24 protein-coding genes are annotated in these 19,035 nt (G+C 70.3%); 17 read left to right on the plus strand and 7 right to left on the minus strand.

The window, feature by feature from the left end; all coding sequences use genetic code 11:
- Positions 1-23: 23 nt before the first annotated feature.
- The 5 genes from ACWJI7_RS06500 to ACWJI7_RS06520 are packed head-to-tail and all read left to right on the plus strand — an operon-like array spanning position 24 to position 4,088.
- The gene (locus tag ACWJI7_RS06500) at positions 24-272 is read left to right on the plus strand and encodes a hypothetical protein (RefSeq protein ID WP_479936329.1); all 249 of its coding nucleotides are present in this window, start codon (positions 24-26) and stop codon (positions 270-272) included.
- A gap of 25 nt (positions 273-297) precedes the next feature.
- Complete coding sequence (locus ACWJI7_RS06505) at positions 298-1,233, plus strand: amidohydrolase family protein (RefSeq protein ID WP_479936331.1); 936 nt, start codon at positions 298-300, stop codon at positions 1,231-1,233.
- Positions 1,230-2,417, plus strand: coding sequence for a multidrug effflux MFS transporter (locus ACWJI7_RS06510; RefSeq protein WP_479936332.1), 1,188 nt, complete (start codon positions 1,230-1,232; stop codon positions 2,415-2,417). The genes ACWJI7_RS06505 and ACWJI7_RS06510 overlap by 4 nt, the downstream gene beginning before the upstream one ends.
- Positions 2,414-3,676: a chloride channel protein gene (locus ACWJI7_RS06515; RefSeq protein WP_479936333.1), complete on the plus strand. Its 1,263-nt coding sequence runs from the start codon at positions 2,414-2,416 to the stop codon at positions 3,674-3,676. Before ACWJI7_RS06510 ends, ACWJI7_RS06515 begins: the two co-directional genes overlap by 4 nt.
- Before the next feature lies 1 nt (position 3,677).
- Positions 3,678-4,088: a hypothetical protein gene (locus ACWJI7_RS06520; RefSeq protein WP_479936335.1), complete on the plus strand. Its 411-nt coding sequence runs from the start codon at positions 3,678-3,680 to the stop codon at positions 4,086-4,088.
- On the opposite strand, the gene ACWJI7_RS06525 is transcribed toward ACWJI7_RS06520, so the two are convergent.
- Positions 4,039-4,674, minus strand: coding sequence for a MarC family protein (locus tag ACWJI7_RS06525; RefSeq protein ID WP_479936337.1), 636 nt, complete (start codon positions 4,672-4,674; stop codon positions 4,039-4,041). The two genes, ACWJI7_RS06520 and ACWJI7_RS06525, sit on opposite strands and share 50 nt — an antisense overlap.
- Before the next feature lie 170 nt (positions 4,675-4,844).
- On the opposite strand from ACWJI7_RS06525, the gene ACWJI7_RS06530 reads away from it, so the two are divergent.
- Positions 4,845-5,069 (plus strand): hypothetical protein, encoded by a 225-nt coding sequence (locus tag ACWJI7_RS06530; protein ID WP_479936339.1) that lies wholly within the window; start codon positions 4,845-4,847, stop codon positions 5,067-5,069.
- On the opposite strand, the gene ACWJI7_RS06535 is transcribed toward ACWJI7_RS06530, so the two are convergent.
- Positions 5,066-5,326, minus strand: a complete 261-nt coding sequence (locus ACWJI7_RS06535) for a sulfiredoxin (protein WP_479936341.1) — start codon at positions 5,324-5,326, stop codon at positions 5,066-5,068. The genes ACWJI7_RS06530 and ACWJI7_RS06535 overlap by 4 nt on opposite strands.
- A 107-nt stretch (positions 5,327-5,433) precedes the next feature.
- On the opposite strand from ACWJI7_RS06535, the gene psbQ reads away from it, so the two are divergent.
- Together psbQ and ACWJI7_RS06545 are read left to right on the plus strand one after the other, a co-directional pair.
- On the plus strand, positions 5,434-5,916 hold the full coding sequence (gene psbQ / locus ACWJI7_RS06540) for a photosystem II protein PsbQ (protein ID WP_479936342.1): 483 nt from the start codon (positions 5,434-5,436) through the stop codon (positions 5,914-5,916).
- A 53-nt stretch (positions 5,917-5,969) separates the two neighbouring features.
- Positions 5,970-7,025, plus strand: a complete 1,056-nt coding sequence (locus tag ACWJI7_RS06545; RefSeq protein WP_479936344.1) for an NAD(P)/FAD-dependent oxidoreductase — start codon at positions 5,970-5,972, stop codon at positions 7,023-7,025.
- Between the two features lie 44 nt (positions 7,026-7,069).
- Here the strand turns inward: ACWJI7_RS06545 and dnaK are convergent, their stop codons facing one another.
- Complete coding sequence (gene dnaK, locus ACWJI7_RS06550) at positions 7,070-8,989, minus strand: molecular chaperone DnaK (protein WP_479936345.1); 1,920 nt, start codon at positions 8,987-8,989, stop codon at positions 7,070-7,072.
- Positions 8,990-9,166: 177 nt separating this feature from the next.
- Here dnaK and ACWJI7_RS06555 point away from each other — a divergent pair, with 177 nt between their 5' ends.
- The 4 genes from ACWJI7_RS06555 to ACWJI7_RS06570 all read left to right on the plus strand — a co-directional run bounded on the left by ACWJI7_RS06555 (position 9,167) and on the right by ACWJI7_RS06570 (position 11,613).
- Positions 9,167-10,102: a shikimate dehydrogenase gene (locus ACWJI7_RS06555; protein WP_479936346.1), complete on the plus strand. Its 936-nt coding sequence runs from the start codon at positions 9,167-9,169 to the stop codon at positions 10,100-10,102.
- 36 nt (positions 10,103-10,138) lie between these two features.
- Positions 10,139-10,606, plus strand: a complete 468-nt coding sequence (locus ACWJI7_RS06560; RefSeq protein WP_479936348.1) for a Tic20 family protein — start codon at positions 10,139-10,141, stop codon at positions 10,604-10,606.
- A gap of 101 nt (positions 10,607-10,707) precedes the next feature.
- Positions 10,708-11,070 (plus strand): 30S ribosomal protein S6, encoded by a 363-nt coding sequence (rpsF, locus tag ACWJI7_RS06565; RefSeq protein WP_479936350.1) that lies wholly within the window; start codon positions 10,708-10,710, stop codon positions 11,068-11,070.
- Between the two features lie 81 nt (positions 11,071-11,151).
- A complete protein-coding gene (locus ACWJI7_RS06570) occupies positions 11,152-11,613 on the plus strand; it encodes a hypothetical protein (RefSeq protein WP_479936352.1) in 462 nt (153 codons plus the stop codon).
- 44 nt (positions 11,614-11,657) lie between these two features.
- Here the strand turns inward: ACWJI7_RS06570 and ACWJI7_RS06575 are convergent, their stop codons facing one another.
- Both ACWJI7_RS06575 and ACWJI7_RS06580 read right to left on the minus strand, forming a co-directional pair.
- Entirely contained in the window at positions 11,658-12,887 is a 1,230-nt protein-coding gene (locus ACWJI7_RS06575) for an argininosuccinate synthase (RefSeq protein WP_479936354.1), read from the minus strand.
- A gap of 4 nt (positions 12,888-12,891) precedes the next feature.
- The gene (locus tag ACWJI7_RS06580; protein ID WP_479936356.1) at positions 12,892-13,131 is read right to left on the minus strand and encodes a hypothetical protein; all 240 of its coding nucleotides are present in this window, start codon (positions 13,129-13,131) and stop codon (positions 12,892-12,894) included.
- A 112-nt stretch (positions 13,132-13,243) separates the two neighbouring features.
- Here ACWJI7_RS06580 and ACWJI7_RS06585 point away from each other — a divergent pair, with 112 nt between their 5' ends.
- The 3 genes from ACWJI7_RS06585 to ACWJI7_RS06595 all read left to right on the plus strand — a co-directional run bounded on the left by ACWJI7_RS06585 (position 13,244) and on the right by ACWJI7_RS06595 (position 14,974).
- Positions 13,244-13,495 (plus strand): DUF3134 domain-containing protein, encoded by a 252-nt coding sequence (locus ACWJI7_RS06585; RefSeq protein ID WP_479936357.1) that lies wholly within the window; start codon positions 13,244-13,246, stop codon positions 13,493-13,495.
- Positions 13,496-13,558: 63 nt separating this feature from the next.
- Positions 13,559-14,650, plus strand: a complete 1,092-nt coding sequence (gene mraY / locus ACWJI7_RS06590) for a phospho-N-acetylmuramoyl-pentapeptide-transferase (protein WP_479936359.1) — start codon at positions 13,559-13,561, stop codon at positions 14,648-14,650.
- 81 nt (positions 14,651-14,731) lie between these two features.
- The gene (locus ACWJI7_RS06595; protein WP_479936360.1) at positions 14,732-14,974 is read left to right on the plus strand and encodes a hypothetical protein; all 243 of its coding nucleotides are present in this window, start codon (positions 14,732-14,734) and stop codon (positions 14,972-14,974) included.
- A gap of 36 nt (positions 14,975-15,010) precedes the next feature.
- Here the strand turns inward: ACWJI7_RS06595 and ACWJI7_RS06600 are convergent, their stop codons facing one another.
- Positions 15,011-15,220, minus strand: a complete 210-nt coding sequence (locus ACWJI7_RS06600; protein ID WP_479936362.1) for a hypothetical protein — start codon at positions 15,218-15,220, stop codon at positions 15,011-15,013.
- A gap of 80 nt (positions 15,221-15,300) precedes the next feature.
- Between ACWJI7_RS06600 and purT the strand changes: the two genes are divergently transcribed.
- Positions 15,301-16,488: a formate-dependent phosphoribosylglycinamide formyltransferase gene (purT, locus tag ACWJI7_RS06605; protein WP_479936363.1), complete on the plus strand. Its 1,188-nt coding sequence runs from the start codon at positions 15,301-15,303 to the stop codon at positions 16,486-16,488.
- A 61-nt stretch (positions 16,489-16,549) separates the two neighbouring features.
- Positions 16,550-17,572 carry an LCP family protein gene (locus tag ACWJI7_RS06610; RefSeq protein WP_479936364.1) on the plus strand — a complete coding sequence of 341 codons (1,023 nt, stop codon included), beginning with the start codon at positions 16,550-16,552 and terminating at the stop codon, positions 17,570-17,572.
- Here the strand turns inward: ACWJI7_RS06610 and ACWJI7_RS06615 are convergent.
- A complete protein-coding gene (locus ACWJI7_RS06615; RefSeq protein WP_479936366.1) occupies positions 17,503-18,948 on the minus strand; it encodes a glycosyltransferase in 1,446 nt (481 codons plus the stop codon). The genes ACWJI7_RS06610 and ACWJI7_RS06615 overlap by 70 nt on opposite strands.
- Between the last annotated feature and the right edge of the window lie 87 nt (positions 18,949-19,035).

Raw genomic sequence — 19,035 nt, forward strand, 5'->3', positions numbered from 1 at the left:
GTGGCCCAATGAACAAGCCATCGATGATTCAGGCCTCCATGGATCTACCCACCGCACTGGATCTTCTCGATCTGGACGACCTCCCGGAGACCTTTGATCAACTGGCCCGCCAGGTTGCCTGGCACCAGCCCGCCGCCCAGCCCTGGAGCCCGGCCCAGACCCTGGCCTACCGGCTGGCCTGGCAGGCCGTCGAAGACCGGACCGACCATCTGGGATCGACGCATGAGCGCTGTGAACGGGGCCGTACCGAGCCGGTAGGCTTCCGCAACTGAGCAGCCTTATCCAGGCCAGGCACCGGTGCACCAACCCGTGATCGACAGCCATATCCACCTGGTCGACTTTCTGCAGTACTCCGACGGCCTGCCGGCGCTGCTCGATCAGATGGATCAGGCGGGAGTGGAGCGCGCCGTGATCTTCGGGATGCCGCTGATCAAGAAGTGGAACGCCTTCGATCCGATTGAGCCCCAGTATTATCTTGACGACGAAGCCCGCTGTTATTACTACTCCTACACCGATCGCCTGGTCGCCGAAGCTCTTGAGGGCCTCCCTATGGAGCAGCGGTCACGTTTCGCCCCGCTGATCTGTGGCTTCAACCCCACCGACCTGCACGCCATCCGGCACATCGAGCGGTTGATGGGGTCCGGCACCCCTTGGCGTGGCATCGGTGAAGTGTTGCTGCGTCATGACGACCTCACCAATCTCACCTTCGAGGAAACTGCCCGGGCCAATCATCCGGCCATGCTGCCGGTGTACAGATTCTGCGCTGAGCACCAACTACCGATCCTTCTGCATCAGAACAGCAGCTCGGCCGGCCGGCATGACGACTATGTCTACCTGCATGAACTGGAAGAGGTGCTTGATCGTCATTCCGATCTGATCGTGGTCTGGGGCCATTGCGGCCTGTCCCGGCGCGTGTTTCATGACCGTTATCACGAAATGGTGGACAGGATGCTCTCCACCTATAGCAATCTCCATGTGGATGCGTCCTGGGTGGGTTTCGATGATGAAATGTGCGCCCGAGGACTTGTGCGCTCCGAGTGGATTGCGCTGGTGCAACGCCATGCCGACCGGTTCATGATTGGCTCCGATCTGGTCGGACACTTCACGGGGCTGGAGCCGACTCTGCGCCGCTATCACGACCTGCTGTTCGCCCTCTCCCCCGCGGCCCGGGAGCAGGTCTCGTGTGCGAACGCCCGGCGGATCTTCTTTCCTGGGGCCCGGCCGGATCGATGACGAACCGGCCGGTGATTCTCTATGCCTGCCTGGGGGTGGCCCTGGGCCAGGCGGGGCTGTTCATCGATCTCCCCTCCCTGCCGCAGCTGGCCACCGATTTCGGAGTGGACGCGGCGGCCAGCCAGACCTCGATCACGGCCTACGCCCTCGGCTATGGCGCCTCCCAACTGGTCTGGGGCCCTCTCTCCGATGACCGCGGCCGCAAACCCATCACCCTGATCGGCCTGGGGCTGTTCACCGCCGCCAGCCTGCTCCTGGCCGTCGTGCCGGGATTCGGACCGTTCCTGGTCATGCGCGTCGTTCAGGGGGTGGGGGCGGGCTGCGGCACCTCGGTCTCGCGGGCGGCCCTCAGGGATGTGTTCAGCGATCGCCTCCTCACCCGGGCGATGTCCTTCGCCAGCATCAGTTTCGCGGTGTCGCTGGGGTTCGCTCCCTTCCTGGGCGGTCTGATCACCCAGGTGACCAGCTGGCGCGCCGACTTCCTGCTGCTGGCCGTGCTGGGGCTGATCACCCTGGCCTACCTGGCCCGCGCGCTCCCGGAAACCCTGAGGGAGGGAGCTCCGGATCCCCTCCGTGGTCTCTCGATCGGAACGATCGGTCGCGGCTATCTGCGGCTCTCCGCCGATCAGCGCTTTCTGCTGCCAGCCCTGATCGCCACCCTCGCCAACGGCATGATCGCCCTCTACGACGCCGCCAGCCCCTTCGATTTCGAGAAGGCCTTCGGCTTCAGCAGCGAGGAGTTCGGCACCCTCTCCCTAGGCCTGACCGTGACGTACATCCTCGGCGCCCTGGCGGTGATCCGCCTGGTGGTGGAGAAGGGTCAGCCCTGGCTGCTTCGCTTCGGGCTGCGGGCGATGGTGATCGGGTGCCTGCTGCTCGTCGGGCTGGGGCTGGGCGGCAGATTCGATGCCATCTCCCTGTTCCTGCCCACCCTGGTCATCGTCTTCGGTGGGGGAGTGCTGATCCCGATCGGCCTGGCCATGCCGATGCAGTCGTTCCCCGGCCAGGCCGGCCTGGCCTCCGCCCTCACCGGCTTCGTCCAGCAGGAAGGTGCCGGTCTGCTCGTTCTGCTCGCCACCGTGATCCCCGACACCACCCAGCTCCCCCTGGCCCTGACGCTGCTGGCCATCACCCTGGTGCTGGCCGGGCTGGTGCGGACCTATGGGCGGCGGCTGAAGGCATGAGCGCGATCTCCCTCTCCCTCGCTCTGCTGCTGGCCGGGCTGGTGATCGGCCTGGCCGAACTCCCCTACCAATGGCTCTCCGAACTGGGTTTCCGGCTCCAGCGGCTCTGGCCCCTCGGCGGCGACGGCCCCCTGAACCCCCTGCTAGTGGCCGGCCCGGCCCTGGCCACCCTGGCGTTCCTGCTGCTGGCCTGGGGGCCGCTGGCGGCTGGCCGGGGCGGCGGCATCACCGGCGTGCTGGCTCTCCAGGACGCCGACCGTGAGCAGGATCGGGACCGGGCCGTCGCCAACCTCACGCTGGGGCACCAGCTGGCCCGCCTGCCCCTGCTCGCCCTGACCCATCTCGCCGGGCTGAGCGTGGGCACCGAATCCCCCTCCGCCGCCCTCGGCGCCTCGATCCTGCTGGCCCTGCGTCGCCGGCTCGCCCCCCTGCATCGCCTGCCGCTGGCCCTCACCGCGGCCATCGGAGGGGGCGCCGGCCTGGGCGCCGCCTTCCAATCCCCCCTGCTGGGGGCCGCCTATGCGCTCGAGGAGCTCAGCGCCGTGGCCGGCTTCTCCCTGGTGGCGCCCACCCTGGTGCTGGCCGGCATCGGCACCCTGCTGAATTCCCAGCTGGGCCAACCCGCCCGTCTGGCGGAGGGGGTGGCGTTGGCCCTGGCGCCTGGCCTGCTGCCGCTCGCCCTGCTGATCTCCGTGCTGGCCGCCCTGATCGGGGTGCTGCTGGTGCGTCTGCTCATCCCCCTGGCCCACCGTCTTGGCCCCTGGCTGCGCCGCCGCCGGGTGACAGTCGCGGTGGGCCTCGCCCTGCTGGTCGCTCTGCTGGCCGTGGCGAGTGGCGGCATCAGCCTCAACGACGGCTCGCTCGCCCTCGGCCCCGCCCTGGCCGGCAGGGCCACCACGCCCTGGTGGGCAGCCGCGCCCCGGCTGCTGGGCCCGCTGCTGAGCATCGCGATCGGCGCTCCCGGCGGCCTGATGCATGACTCCATGAGCCTGGGGGCGGTGCTGGTCACCCCCTGGCTGCGCCCGCTGCCACCGGACCAACAGGCGGCCCTGGCCGCCGTCGCCGCGGCCGCCGTGTTCAGCGGGGCCTGCCGCACCCCCCTGTTCTGCGCCCTGTTCGTATTCACTCTGCAGGGCAATCCCGCCACCCTGCCCTGGCTGCTCACCGGCTCGGCCATCGCCGCCGCCATCGGCCGCTGGCTCGGTGGCCTCAGCTGGAACGAAGCCCAGACCGAGGCCTTCCAACGGGCGGGCTCCTGAGATGGTCTGCCGGGTGCTGCGGGCCGGTGCGTTCTACGGGGGGATCGTATTCGGCATCGGCTTCGCCCTGGGCGTCGTGCGGGTCACCCAGCTGGTGCCCCGGCTCGGGGTCCGCGTGGCGGAGCTGCTCGAAATGCCCCTCATGCTGGTGGCGATCGTGGCGGCCGCCTCCCTCACGGTGGGTCGATCGGGCCTTCCTCCCACACCCGGTGTTCAGCTCGGAGTCGGAGCCACTGCCCTGGCCCTGATCGTGGCGGCCGAGCTGCTGCTCGCCTGGCTGGCGAACGGCCAGACCCCCGGCGAGGCCGTCACCAGCCACGATCCGGTCTCGGGAGCGGTGTATTGGCTGCTCCTCGGCGTCCTCAGCCTGATGCCGCTGCTGCTGGCCCGAAGAAGGCGCGCAGATTGGTGAGCACGAACTGAAGCCCCATCGCGATCAGGATCAGGCCGAGGAAACGGGTGATCAGCGTGGCGTTCCGCCCCGCCGCCGAACCCGGTCGCGACACCATCAGCGCCATCACCAGCGCCGTGATCGCCAGGGCGATCAGCACGGCCAGCACCGTGACCCCCAGCCCCTCCCCCGGTCCGCGCATCACCGCGAGGGTGAGCACGGTGGCGATCGTGCCGGGGCTGGCGGCGAACAGCACCACCGGCTCCAGCGCCATCCCCTCCCCTGCCGTCGCCGGGTCGGAGGCAGGGGAGGAGGCGGGCGAGGAGGAGGCGGACTCCGGCTGGAACATGCCGTAGCCGATCGAGGCGATCACCAGCCCGCCCACGATGCGGAACACATCGAGGGAGATGCCCAGGTTGGCGAGCAGCCGGGGGCCGAAGACCGCGCTCAGCAGCAGGATCACCCCCGTGCGCAGCACCACGGTGGCCACACCCCGCAGCCGCTGGCGGCGGGTGGCCCCACCGCTGAGCCGCAGGAGCATCAGCGCGCAGATCACCGGATTGACCAGGGCCAGCAGGGTGACGACGGAGCGACTGAGATCCCCCATGGCGCTCAGTTCCGCTCCAGGCCCTTCCGGTTGTCACACTGCGCCTTGATCAAGAATCCGGTGCCCTTGGCTGGAGCCCATTGAAGCGGGAACAGCGGCATGGGACCGGAAAGGACCGTATCGTCAGGATTCCGAGGCCAGATGGCCGCCGGCGACCCACCCCCTGAGCCATGCCGGACGTTTCGCTCAGACAGATCGTGATCGGGGCCCTGGCCATGGCCCTGGCCCTGGTGCTGGGGCTGGCGGCCCTCAGCAACTCCGGGTGGGTCGCCCTGGGGGGAGGCGCCGGGCGAGTGGTCGATGGGGGCGATGCCAGCCTCGATCCGCAGCCGCCGCCCGAGCAGCTCCTGTCGCTGGAAATGGGTGTCTCGAGTCAGGTCGGCCCGCCGCCCTAGCGCAGGTGGAGCGCCAGAACCTCCGGCGTGGCGTGACGAATGCGGGCCCGGATCGTGGGGCGACCGAGCCGCTCATGGGCCGCCACCCGGTGACAGCCGTTGAAGCCCCAGTAGCGGCCGTTCACCTCGAGCACATCGATGGGTTCGCGAAGACCTTCCGCCGCGATGGAGGCCATCAAAGCGGCCACCTTGGGCTCATCGAGACGGCGCTGCAGGGGACGCGTGATGGCGGCCAGGGGGAGGGTCTCGATCCGCATGGGAACTAACTCATAACAACTCCGTTTTAGCCGATCCGGGTCGTCGCCGCGGCCTCCGGGGGCCGACTGCAGCGGACGTACAGTCGCCCCTGCTTCCCGTGCTCGCCATGGCCGCTCAGCTGGTTTCCTCGCTTCACTCCGTCCTGAAGCGTCTGGCGCTGATCGGTCTGGTGCTGGCCCTCTCCTTCGGGCTCGCCGCCTGCGGAGGGAACCAGAGCCGCCAGCCGCCCAGCATCAGTCCCGCCGATCTGGCCATCATCCAGCGACAGGCCGACGGATTCCTGGCCGCCAAGGATCGCCTGCCCGAACTGGCCGGCCTGGTGAATGCCCGCAACTGGGTCTTCACCCGCAACCTGATCCACGGCCCCATGCAGGAAGTGGGCCGCGAGATGCTCTACATCAACCAGCGCCTCCTCCCCGCGGACCGGGCCGAGGCCACCACCAGGGCCAACCAGCTCAAGAGCGCCCTGGCGGAACTCGATGAAGCCGCCCGGCTCCAGGACGGCGAACGCCTCCGCAAGGCCTACATCAAGGTGGCCAGCGGCTTCGGCTCCTACGCCGAGGTGATCCCCTCCACCGCCGCCGCCTGATCCCCGTCCCTACCGCCCCGGCGGAGCCCCCTCCGCACCCCCGCTCCGTTCTGGTGGTGGGTGCCGGGCTGATCGGCTGGGCCACCGCCTGGTGGCTCCGGCGCCGTGGTCACACCGTGGGGCTGGTGGCCGCCGATGCCCTCGGCCCCCAGTCGGCGGGCTCGGGCAGCAGCGCCGCCCTGGGGGTGCTGATGGGCCAGGTGTTCCACCGCTCCAGTGGACGGGCCTGGCGTCTGCGCCAGCAGTCGCTGGCGCTCTGGCGAGCCTGGCTGCCGGAGCTGGAGGCCGATGCCGGAGCGATCCCCCGCCAGGCCGGCCTGCTGCTGCTGGCGGGGGATGCGACGGAGCGGGACCGGTTGTGGCGGCTGGCCCAGCAGCGCCTCGCCCTCGGGCTCGAGCTGCCGTGGTGGGACCCGGAGGCCCTGGCGACCCTCACCCCCGCTCCACCGGCGGGCGCCCTGGCCGGCCTGTTCTCCCCCGCCGATGGCCAGATCGACCCCCGCGCCGCCCTGGAGGCCTTTCGCCGCAGCGGTCAACGGCTGGGGGTGACCCCCTGGACGGCGGCCGTGGAGGCGGTGGAGCGGCGGCCGGCGGGCTGGCGGCTGCGGCTGGAGGGCGGCGACACCCTGGAAGCCCCCTGGGTTGTGCTGGCGGCCGGCGCGGCCAGCGCGGCCCTGCTGGAACCCCTCGGCCAGCATCGGTCCATCGAGCCGGTGCTGGGCCAGGCCCTGGAGCTGGAGCTCCGGGAGGACCACATCCCCCGCTGGCCGGCACCCCTGGTCTGGCGGGGCTTCAACCTGGTGCCCCGGCCCGGGGGACGCCTCTGGCTCGGTGCCACGCTCGAGCCCGGCACCCAGGCCGATCCCCTCCTCCTGCGGGACCTGCGGGACCTGGGGGGCGCGGCGCCCGGCTGGTTGCGCCAGGCCCGGACGGTGCGCCACTGGCAGGGCTTGCGGGGCCGGCCCCTCGGGCGGCCCGCCCCCCTGCTGGAGGAGGTGGAGCCAGGGTTGCTGCTGGCCGCCGGCCACTACCGCAATGGCGTGCTGCTCGCCCCGGCCAGCGCCGCCTGGGCGGCGGCGCGGATCGAGGCCAACGGGGGCTGCCCATGAAAAAAGCCCCCTGACGGGGGCTCGGGGAGCCTGGCCGGGAGGGCTCACTTGCTCTCGGTGAACTCCGCGTCGATGACGTCGTCGGCCCCCGGTGCTCCGGAGGAGGAGGCCCCGGTGGCGCCATTGCCCCCGGGCGCGGCACCGGCCGCACCGGCTTCGGCTCCCGCCTGCTGGTACACCGACGCCCCGACCTCGTAAAGCTCCTTCTGGAGATCCTCGAAGCGGGTCTTCATCGCCTCGTAGTCCTCCTGGGTCACCGCCTCCTGGAGCAGCTTGCGCTTCTCCTCCATCTTGGCCTTGATCTCAGCGCTCACCTTGTCGCCCAGGTCGGTGAGCTGTTTCTCCGACTGGTAGATCAGGGTTTCGGCCTGGTTCTTCAGGTCGATGCGCTCACGCTTCTCCTTGTCGGCCGCCGAGTTGGCCTCGGCGTCCTTCACCATCTTCTCCACCTCGTTCTCACTGAGGGTGGAGGCGCCGGTGATCGAGATGCTCTGCTCCTTGCCGCTTCCCTTGTCCTTGGCCGTGACGCTGAGGATGCCGTTGGCGTCGATGTCGAAGGTGACCTCGATCTGGGGCACGCCGCGGGGGGACGGGGGAATGCCGTCGAGACGGAAGGTGCCGAGGCTCTTGTTGTCGGAGGCGAGCTCGCGCTCCCCCTGCAGCACGTGGATCTCCACGTTGGTCTGGCCGTCGACGGCGGTGGAGTACACCTCGGCCTTCTTGGTGGGGATCGTGGTGTTGCGGGTGATCATCTTGGTCATCACACCGCCGAGGGTTTCAACACCCAGCGAGAGCGGCGTGACGTCGAGCAGCAGGATGTCCTTCACCTCGCCGGCCAGCACGCCGCCCTGGATGGCGGCACCCACGGCCACCACCTCATCGGGGTTCACCGTCTGGTTGGGGTCCTTGCCGGTGACCCGCTTGACCAGTTCGAGCACGGCGGGGATGCGGGTGGAGCCCCCCACCATCACCACCTCGTCGAGCTCGCTGCTGGCCAGTTTGGCGTCCTTGAGGGCCTGCTCCACCGGCACGCGGCAGCGGTCGATCAGCTTGCTGGCCAGCTCCTCGAACTTGGCCCGGGTGAGGGTGAGATCGAGGTGCTTGGGACCGTCCGGGGTGGCCGTGATGAACGGCAGGTTGATCTCGCTCTGGGTGGCACTGGAGAGCTCGATCTTGGCCTTCTCGGCGGCCTCGGTGAGCCGCTGGAGAGCCTGCTTGTCCTGGCGCAGGTCGATGCCTTCGTTGCCCTTGAAGGTGTCGGCCAGGTAATCGACGATCACCTTGTCAAAGTCGTCACCGCCCAGGTGGGTGTCGCCGCTGGTGGAGAGCACTTCGAAGACGCCGTCGCCCACTTCCAGCACCGAGACGTCAAAGGTGCCGCCGCCGAGGTCGAAGACCAGGATGCGCTCGTTGCTCTTCTTATCGAGGCCGTAGGCCAGGGCGGCGGCGGTGGGCTCGTTGATGATCCGCAGCACCTCGAGACCGGCGATCTTGCCGGCATCCTTGGTGGCCTGACGCTGGGAATCATTGAAATAGGCAGGCACGGTGATCACCGCCTGGGTGACGGTTTCACCGAGGTACTTGCCGGCATCGTCAGCCAGCTTGCGCAGCACCTGGGCACTCACCTCCTCGGGGGCGAACTGCTTGTTGAGGACCGGGCACTTCACTTTCACATTGGAGCCGGCCTTCTCAACGCCGTAGCTCACTTCCTTCGACTCTTCATTCACCTCATCCACCCGGCGGCCGATGAAACGCTTCACGGAGTAGAAGGTGTTGTCCGGGTTCATGACCGCCTGGCGCTTGGCGATCTGGCCCACCAGCTGGTCCTGGTTCTTGGTGTAGGCCACCACCGATGGCGTGGTGCGGAAGCCTTCGGCGTTGGCGATCACCGTGGGCTTGCCCCCCTCCATCACCGCCACGCAACTGTTCGTCGTGCCCAGGTCAATGCCGACAACCTTGCCCATGGTTTCCCACCTCCTCTGAATGATTGTTTCTTCCTGGTGCATCCTCAGCAGCGAGGGCCACTGCAGGCGAGGGGTGGTTTCCGAACCGTCGCGGACGGTGGGGGTCCGCCCGGCCGCTCCATCCCGACCGTTCACCCCTACGGTTCAGCCCGGCGCCCCCATCCGCCAGTCCGGGCCATGACCGTTCCGATCAGCGCGCAGACAGCCCTGGTGGGGGTTCTGGGCGATCCCGTGCGCCATTCCCTCTCCCCGGCGATGCACAACGCCGCCCTGGCGGCGATGGGCCTCGACTGGGTCTATCTGGCCCTGCCGGTGGCCGCCGCCGATCTGGCTGGCGCGGTGGGGGGCCTCGAAGCACTCGGCTGCCTGGGCCTCAACGTGACCCTGCCCCACAAGCGGGCGGTGGCAGCCCTGGCGGCCGAGCTGACCCCCCTGGCCGAGCGGCTGGGAGCCGTCAACACCCTGGTGCGACGCCCGGGAGGGGGCTGGCTCGGCACCAACACTGATGTGGCTGGGTTTCTGGCTCCCCTGCGGGAGACGGCCCCCGCCCTGCCGGGTGGGCGGGCCGTGGTGCTGGGCTGCGGCGGCAGCGCCCGGGCCGTGCTGGCAGCCCTGGTGGAGCTGGATCTGGACCGCATCGAGCTGGCCGGACGCCGCCAGGACCAGCTGGAGAGCCTCCTGGAGTCCTGCGCCGGCTGGGCGCCCCGGCTGCGGCCCCTCCCCTGGCCTGATGGCGGGGACGCCGCCTTCAGCCAGGCCCTGGCCGGAGCCGATCTCGTGGTGAACACCACACCGGTGGGGATGGCCGGCGCCGCCGGGTCCGACGAGGCCTGTCCCCTGGGCCCGGAGCAGCTGGACGCCCTGGGGAGCGCCTGCCTCATCTACGACCTGATCTACACCCCCCGGCCCAGCCGGTTGCTGCGGGAGGCGGGCCGCCGCGGCTGCCCGACCCTCGACGGGCTGGAGATGCTGGTGCGGCAGGGCGCCGCCTCCCTTGAGCTCTGGGGCGCCGCGGCCGGGCAGGCCCTTCCGGTGCCGGTGGCGACGATGCGCCACGCCGCCCTGGCGCAGCTGGAGGGCCGCGGTGGTGGCTCCAGGGGGCAGGCCCCCTAGCCTGGTTCCACCGAATCGTCCCGCACGTCCCCAGCCATGGAAGGCCCTCCGATCTGGCAACGGCTCCTGGCCGGGCTGGTCTATCTGCTGCCCTGGAGCGACGGCGTGGGCTTCGGACGGGCCCTGTTCTCGCTGTTTCCCCCCCTGCAGTGGCTCGTGCTGCCGGCCCTGCCGCTGATGGCCCTCCAGAACATGGTTCCGTTCGGGGGATTCCTGCTGTTCCTGGTGCTGTTCCTGGCGGTGGTGCGCAATGCCCGGGTGCCCTACTTCATCCGCTTCAACGTGCTGCAGGCGATCCTGCTGGACATCGTGCTGATCCTGCTCTCCCTGGCCTTCCGGCTGCTGCTGGAGCCGCTGGGGGCGGGATTCGCGGTGCGCACCCTGAGCAACACCGTGTTCCTCGGCATCCTGCTGCTGGTGGTCTTCGCCCTGGTGCAGTGCGTGCGGGGCCGCGAGCCCGACATCCCCACCGTGTCCGAAGCGGTCCGCATCCAGCTGTACTGAGCCCGAGGGGCTGATCCAGCCGCCGCGATAGGGTCATGGATCCGTCGCTGGCAGCCCCGTGCCGCCGGCCTCACCCGAGTCCATCGCGGAATCACCTCGTCATGTCGCAGCAGCCTTACTACGAAACGATGTACATCCTCCGTCCGGACATTCCGGAGGAAGAGGTGGAAACCCATGTCAGCCGCTACCGGGACATCGTCACCGAGGCCGGCGGTGAGGTGCTGGACACCCAGATGCGCGGCAAGCGGCGGCTGGCCTACTCGATCGCCAAGCACCGCGAAGGCATCTACGTGCAGCTCAACCACAGCGGGGATGGCCAGCAGGTCACCCCGCTGGAGCGGGCCATGCGCCTCAGCGAGGACGTCATCCGCTATCTGACCGTCAAACAGGACGGCCCCCTTCCCGCCCCCCGCAATCCTCCTGGTGCCGCCCAGGCCGGTGAGCCCGTGGCGGTGGAGGCCTGATCGAGGGCCGGGGCGGGCCGGACCATCCGGCATCGGCCCTTCGCGGCGATGATGGGGGGATCCGAAGTGATCCTCACTCCCATGGACGGTGCGTCACCCAGCGAGCTCGACGGGGACCGGTCGCAGCAGCGATTGCACGAACGCTTGGCGCTGCAGGGCACCGAACTGGAGCTTCGGGCCGTTCAGCTCGAGCTGGAGGCCACGCGGGGTGACCTGCGGCGCACCCAGGACGACCTGGAGGCGACCCGCCGGGAGCTGGGCGAACTCGAGGCCCTGGTGCGGGATCTTCCGCAGATCTACGAGCGCAAATTCCAGCAGCGGCTCCAGCCCCTGCTGGATCAGCAGCAACTGCTGGCCCGTGACAACCACGCCCTGCGGGAGCAGGCCCAGCGGCGTCTTCCTCCCGCCGTGGGCGACCCGAGCGCCCCGGCGGCGGTGGAGGTGATGGAGGCCTCCCAGGACCGGCCTCCGCCAGCGCCCCCGGCCAGCCCACTGGCTCCCCTGCGGCACCTTCTGCGCGGCGGCCGGCCCGCAGCGGGATGAACGGGGGCTGAACCCGGGGGAAGCGGAGCCCGGCGCGGAGCCGCTCAGCCCCCCCGCCGGCGGGCCGCCCACAACCGTGTCGGCATGCCCCAGACATAGATGAACCCTTCGGCCGCCCGGTGATCGAAGCGGTCATCGCCGCCGTAGGTGGCCATGGCGGGCACATAGAGGCTGTCGGCGTCGCTGCCGCGACCGATGACGGTGGCGTTGCCCTTCTGCAGGCGGATCCGCACCGTGCCGTTGACCGTGCCCTGGGTGCGGTCGAGGAAGCCGTCGAGCGCCTCCTTGAGCGGACCGAACCAGAGGCCCTGATACACCAGATCGGCCCAGCTGGACTCGATCTGGCGCTTGTAGCGCACCACATCGGCCGCCAGGGTGAGGCTTTCGAGCTCCTGATGGGCCCGGATCAGGAGCAACAGCCCCGGGGTCTCATAGATCTCCCGCGATTTGATGCCCACCACCCGGTTTTCGATGATGTCGAGCCGGCCGAACCCGTGGCGGCCCGCCAGGGCATTGGCGCGGCGGATCAGGCTCACCGGATCGAGCCGCACCCCATCGATCGCCACCGGATTGCCCCGCTCGAATCCGATCTCCACCACTTCGGCCTGCTCCGGTGCGGCTTCGACCGAGCGAGTCATGGCGAACACCTCCTCGGGAGGCTCCACCATCGGATCCTCCAGCGGGCCGGCCTCAACACTGCGGCCCAGCAGGTTCAGGTCGATCGAGTAGGGGGAGGACTTGCTCACGGGGGCGGGGATCCCGCAGCGCTCGCCGTAGGCGATCGTCTCCTCGCGGCTCATGCCCCACTCCCGCGCCGGGGCCAGCACGGTGAGCCCGGGGGCGAGCGCCCCGATCGCCACGTCGAAACGCACCTGATCATTGCCCTTGCCGGTGCAGCCATGGGCCACCGCGTCAGCCCCCACCTCCCGGGCCACCTCCACCAGCCGGCGGGCGATCAGGGGCCGGGCGAGGGCGGTGGAGAGGGGGTAGCGGCCCTCGTAGAGGGCATTGGCCCGGATGGCCGGAAAGGCGAACTCGCTGATGAAGGGCTCGATCAGATCCCCCACCAGGGAGCGGGAGGCGCCGGACTCCAGGGCCTTGAGCCGGATCGGCTCCAGCTCATCGCCCTGGCCCAGATCGGCGGCGAAGGTGATCACCTCCTCCACACCCCACTCCCGTTTGAGGTAGGGGATGCACACACTGGTGTCCACGCCGCCGGAATAGGCCAGTACCACCCGCTTCGCCCGGGCGGTCCGTGTCCCCTCCTGTGCCATGTCCTCAGTCCTGGGTGAGCGTGCTGTCGGTGGATTCTCCCTCCTCACCGGCGCTCACGCGCCGCCAGCGGCTGGCCAGCCAGAGGCCCATCAGGGCCGGCGGCCCCAGGATCAGGCCCCAGACCAGCCAGGGCAGCGGGGGCAGCGGCTCGGGCCAGCGCCGGCCGGCCGCCACCAGCAGGGCGCTCAGCAGCAGGGCCGACCCCCAGCTGAGCAGGAGTGGAGCGGGTCGGGCGGCGGCCACGGGTTAGCTCCTGGGGGCTGCCCTACCATGGTCGATCGTCCACCGGCGGCGCTGCATTCGGGCCGCGGTCTCCGCAGGGCCAGCCAGCGCCCGATCGCCCAACAGGCCCGTCATGAGCACCCTCGACAGCGTCAATCCCTCCCTGACCCGCTACCGGCGGGAGGAGCCGGCTCCGGTGCTGCCCCTGCGGGATGAGCCCGACCTGCTCAGCTGGTTGGAGAGCAGCGGCCGCCTGGTGGCCGATGAGGAAACCGCCGCCCCTGATGTGAGCACGGTGGAGGAGGAGGAGCTCTCGGCGTTGATGGGCGAGAAGGAGGAGTACAACCAGGCCGACGAGCAGCCCGAGGAGGACTGGGAGGACTGAGCGGGCGCCTTGATCTAGGGTCCGGCCCCATGGACCCTCCGCGCCCCGGCGCCCTCCAGAGCCTTGCTGCATCCCAACCTCGCCCTGGCCCGCACGGCTGCCGACGGCCGCTGGCCCGCCGCCCTTCTGGGCGTGGGCTTGCTGATCGCCTGCGGCCTCGGTGATGCCTGGAGTCGGGCTCCCCAGCTGACGCCGCCCCTGCTGGTGGCGGCGCTGCTGAGCTGGGTGCTCTGCCTCTGGGGCGTCCCGAGGCTGCGGGCCCTGAAACTGGGTCAGGTGATCCGCCAGGAGGGTCCCCAGGCCCATCTCGGCAAGGCGGGCACCCCCACCATGGGCGGCCTGCTGGTGGTGCCGGTCGGGGTGATCGTGGGCGGTCTGGTCGCCCCCTCCGACCCGCGCCTGCCGGTGGTGGCGGCCATCACCCTGGCCTACCTGGCCATCGGCGGCATCGACGACTGGCGCAGCCTGACCCGGCGCACCAACACCGGCCTGACACCGAAGGGGAAACTGCTGCTGCAGGCGTTGGCGGCGCTGCTCTTCCTGGCCTGGTCATGGCACGCCTCCTGGCTCAGCAGCGATGTGGCGCTGCCCTTCGGCCGGCTGCTGCCCCTCGGGCTGCTGATCGCCCCGCTGGGGTTGTTCGTGTTCCTGGCCGAGGGCAATGCCACCAACCTCACCGATGGCCTCGACGGACTGGCGGCGGGCTGCGGCGCGATCGTGTTCACCGGCTTCGGCCTGCAGCTGATGCTGCGAGGTCACCTCGGCGATCCGGCCCTGGCCGGCTTCTGCGCGGCGATGGCGGGGGCCTGGCTCGGTTTCCTGGCCCATAACCGGCACCCGGCCCGGGTGTTCATGGGCGACACGGGCTCCCTGGCCATGGGCGCAGCCCTGGCCGCCGTCGCCCTGCTCAGCGACAGCCTCTGGCCCCTGCTGCTGATGGGCGGGGTGTTTCTGGCCGAATCCCTCTCGGTGATCCTGCAGGTGTGGGTGTTCAAGGCCACGAAGGGCCCGGACGGCCAGGGGCGTCGCCTGTTCCGGATGGCGCCGTTGCACCACCACTTCGAGCTTGGCGGGATGGGCGAGCAGCAGGTGGTGGTGGCGTTCTGGGGCGTGAGCGTGCTGCTGGTGGGTCTGGGGCTGCTGCTGCTGCCCTGAGCGCACCGGACAGGGGGCGGCGGCACGGGAGCGGACGCAGGCAGCAGAATCAGGGACAGCAGTGCCGCTCACCCGGAGGCCATGGCCCACTTCACCTGGAAGGAAACGGGACTCACGGCCGACTGCGCCAGCCTTGAGGCCATGGCGGCCCGGTTCGAGGAGGCGGCGGCGCTGATGCGCCGCATGGCGGCGGAGGGGTTCCGGGTGGAGCGCCACAGCGATGGCCAGCACATCACCCATCCCGACGCGGGGGTTTTCGAAGCCTATGGCTTCATCAGCGAGGAGCCTCCGGTGCGGCAGCTGGGCCTGATGCCGGATCCCTGAGCGCCCCTGGGTCCCCCAGTGCGCGGTGCGCCGGCCCTACCGGCGCAGGGCTCCGATCACCCAGACGGCCACGAACCCCAGCGACGACAGCGCGAGGTAGATCAGCGTCCACTTCTGCAGGGCGGCCATGGTCCAGCCGAAGACCAAGCCGTCGGCGGCATCACCGGCCGTGGTGAAGGCCAGCAGGGAGAGGGCCATCCACGATCCCGGCAGCGTGACGGCCTCGACGATCGGACTGGGCACCACGGATCCGGCGGAGAGGCCTTCTCTAGCAGGGTTGTGCCTCGCCTGGGGCAGGATCGGGGCGTTGCCCACCCTCCCGCTCCATGGCCGACTCCCCTTTCCCCCGCACCCTGATGCTGCTGGGCAGCGGCGAGCTGGGAAAGGAGGTGGCGATCGCCGCCCAGCGGCTGGGCTGCCGGGTGATCGCGGTGGATCGCTACCCCGGCGCCCCGGCCATGCAGGTGGCCGACACCGCCGAGGTGATCGCCATGACCGATCCGGAGGCGCTCAAGGCCGTGGTGCGCCGCCATCGCCCCGATCTGCTGATTCCGGAAATCGAGGCCCTGGCGGTGGATGCCCTGGCCGAGCTGGAGGCCGAGGGGATCACCGTGATCCCCACCGCCCGGGCCACCGCCGTGACGATGAACCGCGATCGGATCCGGGATCTGGCCTCCACGGAACTGGGTCTGCGCACGGCGCGCTTCGCCTACGCCGGCAGCGCGGCGGAACTGGCCGCCGCCGCGGCACCCCTGGGCTGGCCGGTGGTGGTGAAGCCGGTGATGAGCTCCTCGGGCAAGGGCCAGAGCGTGGTGCGCTCCCCGGAGGGGATCGGAGCCGCCTGGGGGGCTGCCATGGCGGGGGCCCGCGGCGCGGGGGCGCGGGTGATCGTGGAGGAGTTTCTGCGCTTCGAGCTGGAGATCACCCTGCTCACGGTGAAGCCGTGGAGTGGTCCAACCCTGTTCTGCCCACCGATCGGCCACATCCAGGAGCGGGGCGACTACCAGTGCAGCTGGCAGCCCGCCAGCCTGGGGGCCGGCCAGCTGGCGGCGGCCCAGGCCATGGCCCGCACCGTCACCGACGCCCTGGGCGGTGCCGGCCTGTTCGGCGTGGAGTTCTTCCTCTGCGGCGAACCGGGGCTGGAGGAGGTGGTGTTCTCCGAGCTCTCCCCCCGGCCCCACGACACCGGGCTGGTGACCCTGCGGGGCCAGAACCTGAGTGAATTCGATCTGCACCTGCGCGCCGTGCTGGGCCTGCCGATTCCCGAGATCCGCTCCACGGGGGCCGCCGCCAGCCGGGTGATTCTCGCCACGGAGACCCTGGAGCAGGTGGCCTACACCGGAGTGGCCGAGGCGTTGGCCGAACCCGAGACCCAGCTGCTCCTGTTCGGCAAACCCGATGCCCGCCCCCAGCGGCGCATGGGGGTGGCGGTGGCGGCGGGCGCCAGCGTCGCCGAGGCGCGGTCCCGGGCCGACCGGGCGGCGGCCCGGGTGCGGGTGACAGGGACGAACTGAACCGCTCCACCCCTGGCCCGACAGGGATTTGGGCCTTATGGTGCCGCCATCAGGATGATCCATGGCCCAGGCACCACCCCGCCGCCGCTCCAGTTCCAGCCCCGCAGACGGCGCCAGACCGGGCGGGGAGACCCAGCGGAGCAACGCTGCAGCAGGGCCACTCCGGACGGACGCGAACCCTCCCAGGAAGCCGGCCGGCCGGAGGACCCTCGGGCCCCGGGCCCTGCTGCTGCTGACCTTCGGCTGCGGTGTTGGCCTCGGCTATGGCCTCGCCGGCCCCCTGCCCCGGCTGCTGGACATGGTCGGGGCCCATCTGCAGCACGCCTCGCCCTCCATCCGGTCCCTGGCGGCGCCGCTGGGCCTGGACGAGCGCCGCATCCTGGTGCTGGGCACCGACCAGATCAGCGGCAGCACGGATGTGATGGTCACCGTGCAGGTGAAGGACGGCACCACCCAGCTGACCCAGGTTCCGCGCGACACCTTCATCGAATCGGAGCATTACGGCGTGCAGAAGGCCAATGCGCTCTATGCGATCGGTGGCGTGGACGTTGCCAAGCAGGAGATCGGCAGCCTGCTCTCGACCCCGATCGACCGCTATCTGCTCGTCAACCTGGACGCGGTGCAGCGGCTGGCCGAGGAGCTGGGAGGCGTGGAGGTGGATGTGCCGAAACGCATGTACTACACCGATACGCGCCAGGATCTCTACATCGACCTCTACCCAGGCCCCCAGGTGCTCCAGGGCCGTGATCTGGAAGGCTTCCTGCGCTACCGCAACGATGAGCTCGGGGATCTGGGCCGGATGGAGCGCCAGAAACTGGTGCTACGCGAAATCTTCCGCAAGCTGGCCCAGCCGGGCACGGTGGCCCGGCTGCCGGCCCTGCTGCAGCTGGCCGGCCGCGACATCACGACGGATCTGACCCCGGTGGAGCTGGGGGCATTGCTGGCGGCGCTCAGCAGCACCAACCTCAGCACCGAACGGCTGGCGGGGCGCCTGTACTGGCACGAGGAGCTCAGCTACTGGATGCCGGATGTCAACAACCGACATGACGGCCAGGAGACCCGGGAGTCGGCCTCGTTCCACTGATCCGGCCCGGGCAGCGGCGTGCGGGCGGCGGCGATGTGCACCCCTGCCGCCGCCAGGTACTGGCCGACATGGGTCTGCCAGCCGTAGTGGCGCCAGACCGCCTCAAGGCCGTTGTCCCTCCAGCGGCCCCAGCGGCCGGGATCCGCTCCGGCCGCCTCGATCCCCTCCTGCAGCGCATCGAGGTCGGACACATCCACCAGCAGCCCGTTGCGGCATCGGCCCAGGATCTCCCGGGGTCCGCCGTCGTCGGTGGCCACCAGCGGCAGTCCGCAGGCGGCCGCCTCCAGCAGGGTCAGCCCGAACGGCTCCGTCAGGGCGGGGTTGACGAACAGCCCACCGCGCCGGGAGGCCCAGCGGTACAGGGGGGGAATCTGCTCACGGCGGTGCTGCTTCGGATAGGCCACGAGCCCGTACAGATCGTGCCGATCCACCAGGTCGAAGATCTGCCGGAAGAGATCCCGGGAGTCCCGCTCCAGCTGGCTGCGGTCCTGCCGGCAGCCGAGCACCAGCACGAGGTTGTGGTGCTGGCGGAGGCGCTCGGAGCGGCCGAACACCTCGAGGAGGGCCGGAACGTTCTTGCGGAGATCGGCCCGGCAGATGGCCAGCAGCGGGGGCCGCCGCGGCTCCCGCAGGAAGGGCGCCAGCAGAGCCTCCACGTCCCTCTCCTCCTCGCCCCCGTCTTCGCCGGGGCGGGGGGGATGGAAGGCGAGGCCATCCACACCGGGGGGGATCACCTGGGCCAGCTCCGGATGGAACCCCGCGTAGGGGCCGTACTGCTCCACCAGCTCCTGCCGGGTGCTGGTGACCACCAGAGCGCTGCGGGCGAGGACCAGTTCCTCGGCGGCGATGCGGCGCTCGAGGCGATAGCGGCGCTCGATCCGGCCGGGATCCAGTCCAGCCGCCAGCAGCCGGCTCCGTTTGCCCTGGCCGAGGGAATGGCCGGTGAAGACCACGGGGATGCCCAGGAGCCGATGCAGCTGGGCGGCCACATACCCCGCGTCGGCGTAGTGGGCATGGATCCAGTCGGGGCGGCGGGGCTGGCGGATCAACCGGTCAGCGAGCTGATCGACCAGCCCATCGAGGTGGGACCAGAGCGCTTCCTTGCGCAGGTAGCGGCGGGGGCCAAAGGGCAGGCGGCGGATCCAGCCACCGGGGCTGAAGGACTCCAGGGGGATGGCGTAGGCCGGGGACACCCGCGGGTCGTCGATCAGCCGGGTGACGACCTCCACCCGATCAACCTCGGGACGGCCCGCCAGGGCCCGGGCCAGTTCGAGCACGTAGGTGGTCTGGCCGCCGGTGTCGGGATCGCGGCCAAGCTCCAGGTCCTGGCCCCGGAACAGGCCATGCAGATGGAGATGGAGCAGGGACAGACCCAAGGCTGGACCAGGGGTGGTGGAATGCCTCCTGAAGCATCCGCGGCTCCTTCACCATTAGCTCGCTTTGCCACCGGTTGCCGCCGGATG

It is taken from the genome of Cryptocyanus atlanticus LEGE 06306 (assembly GCF_056633155.1).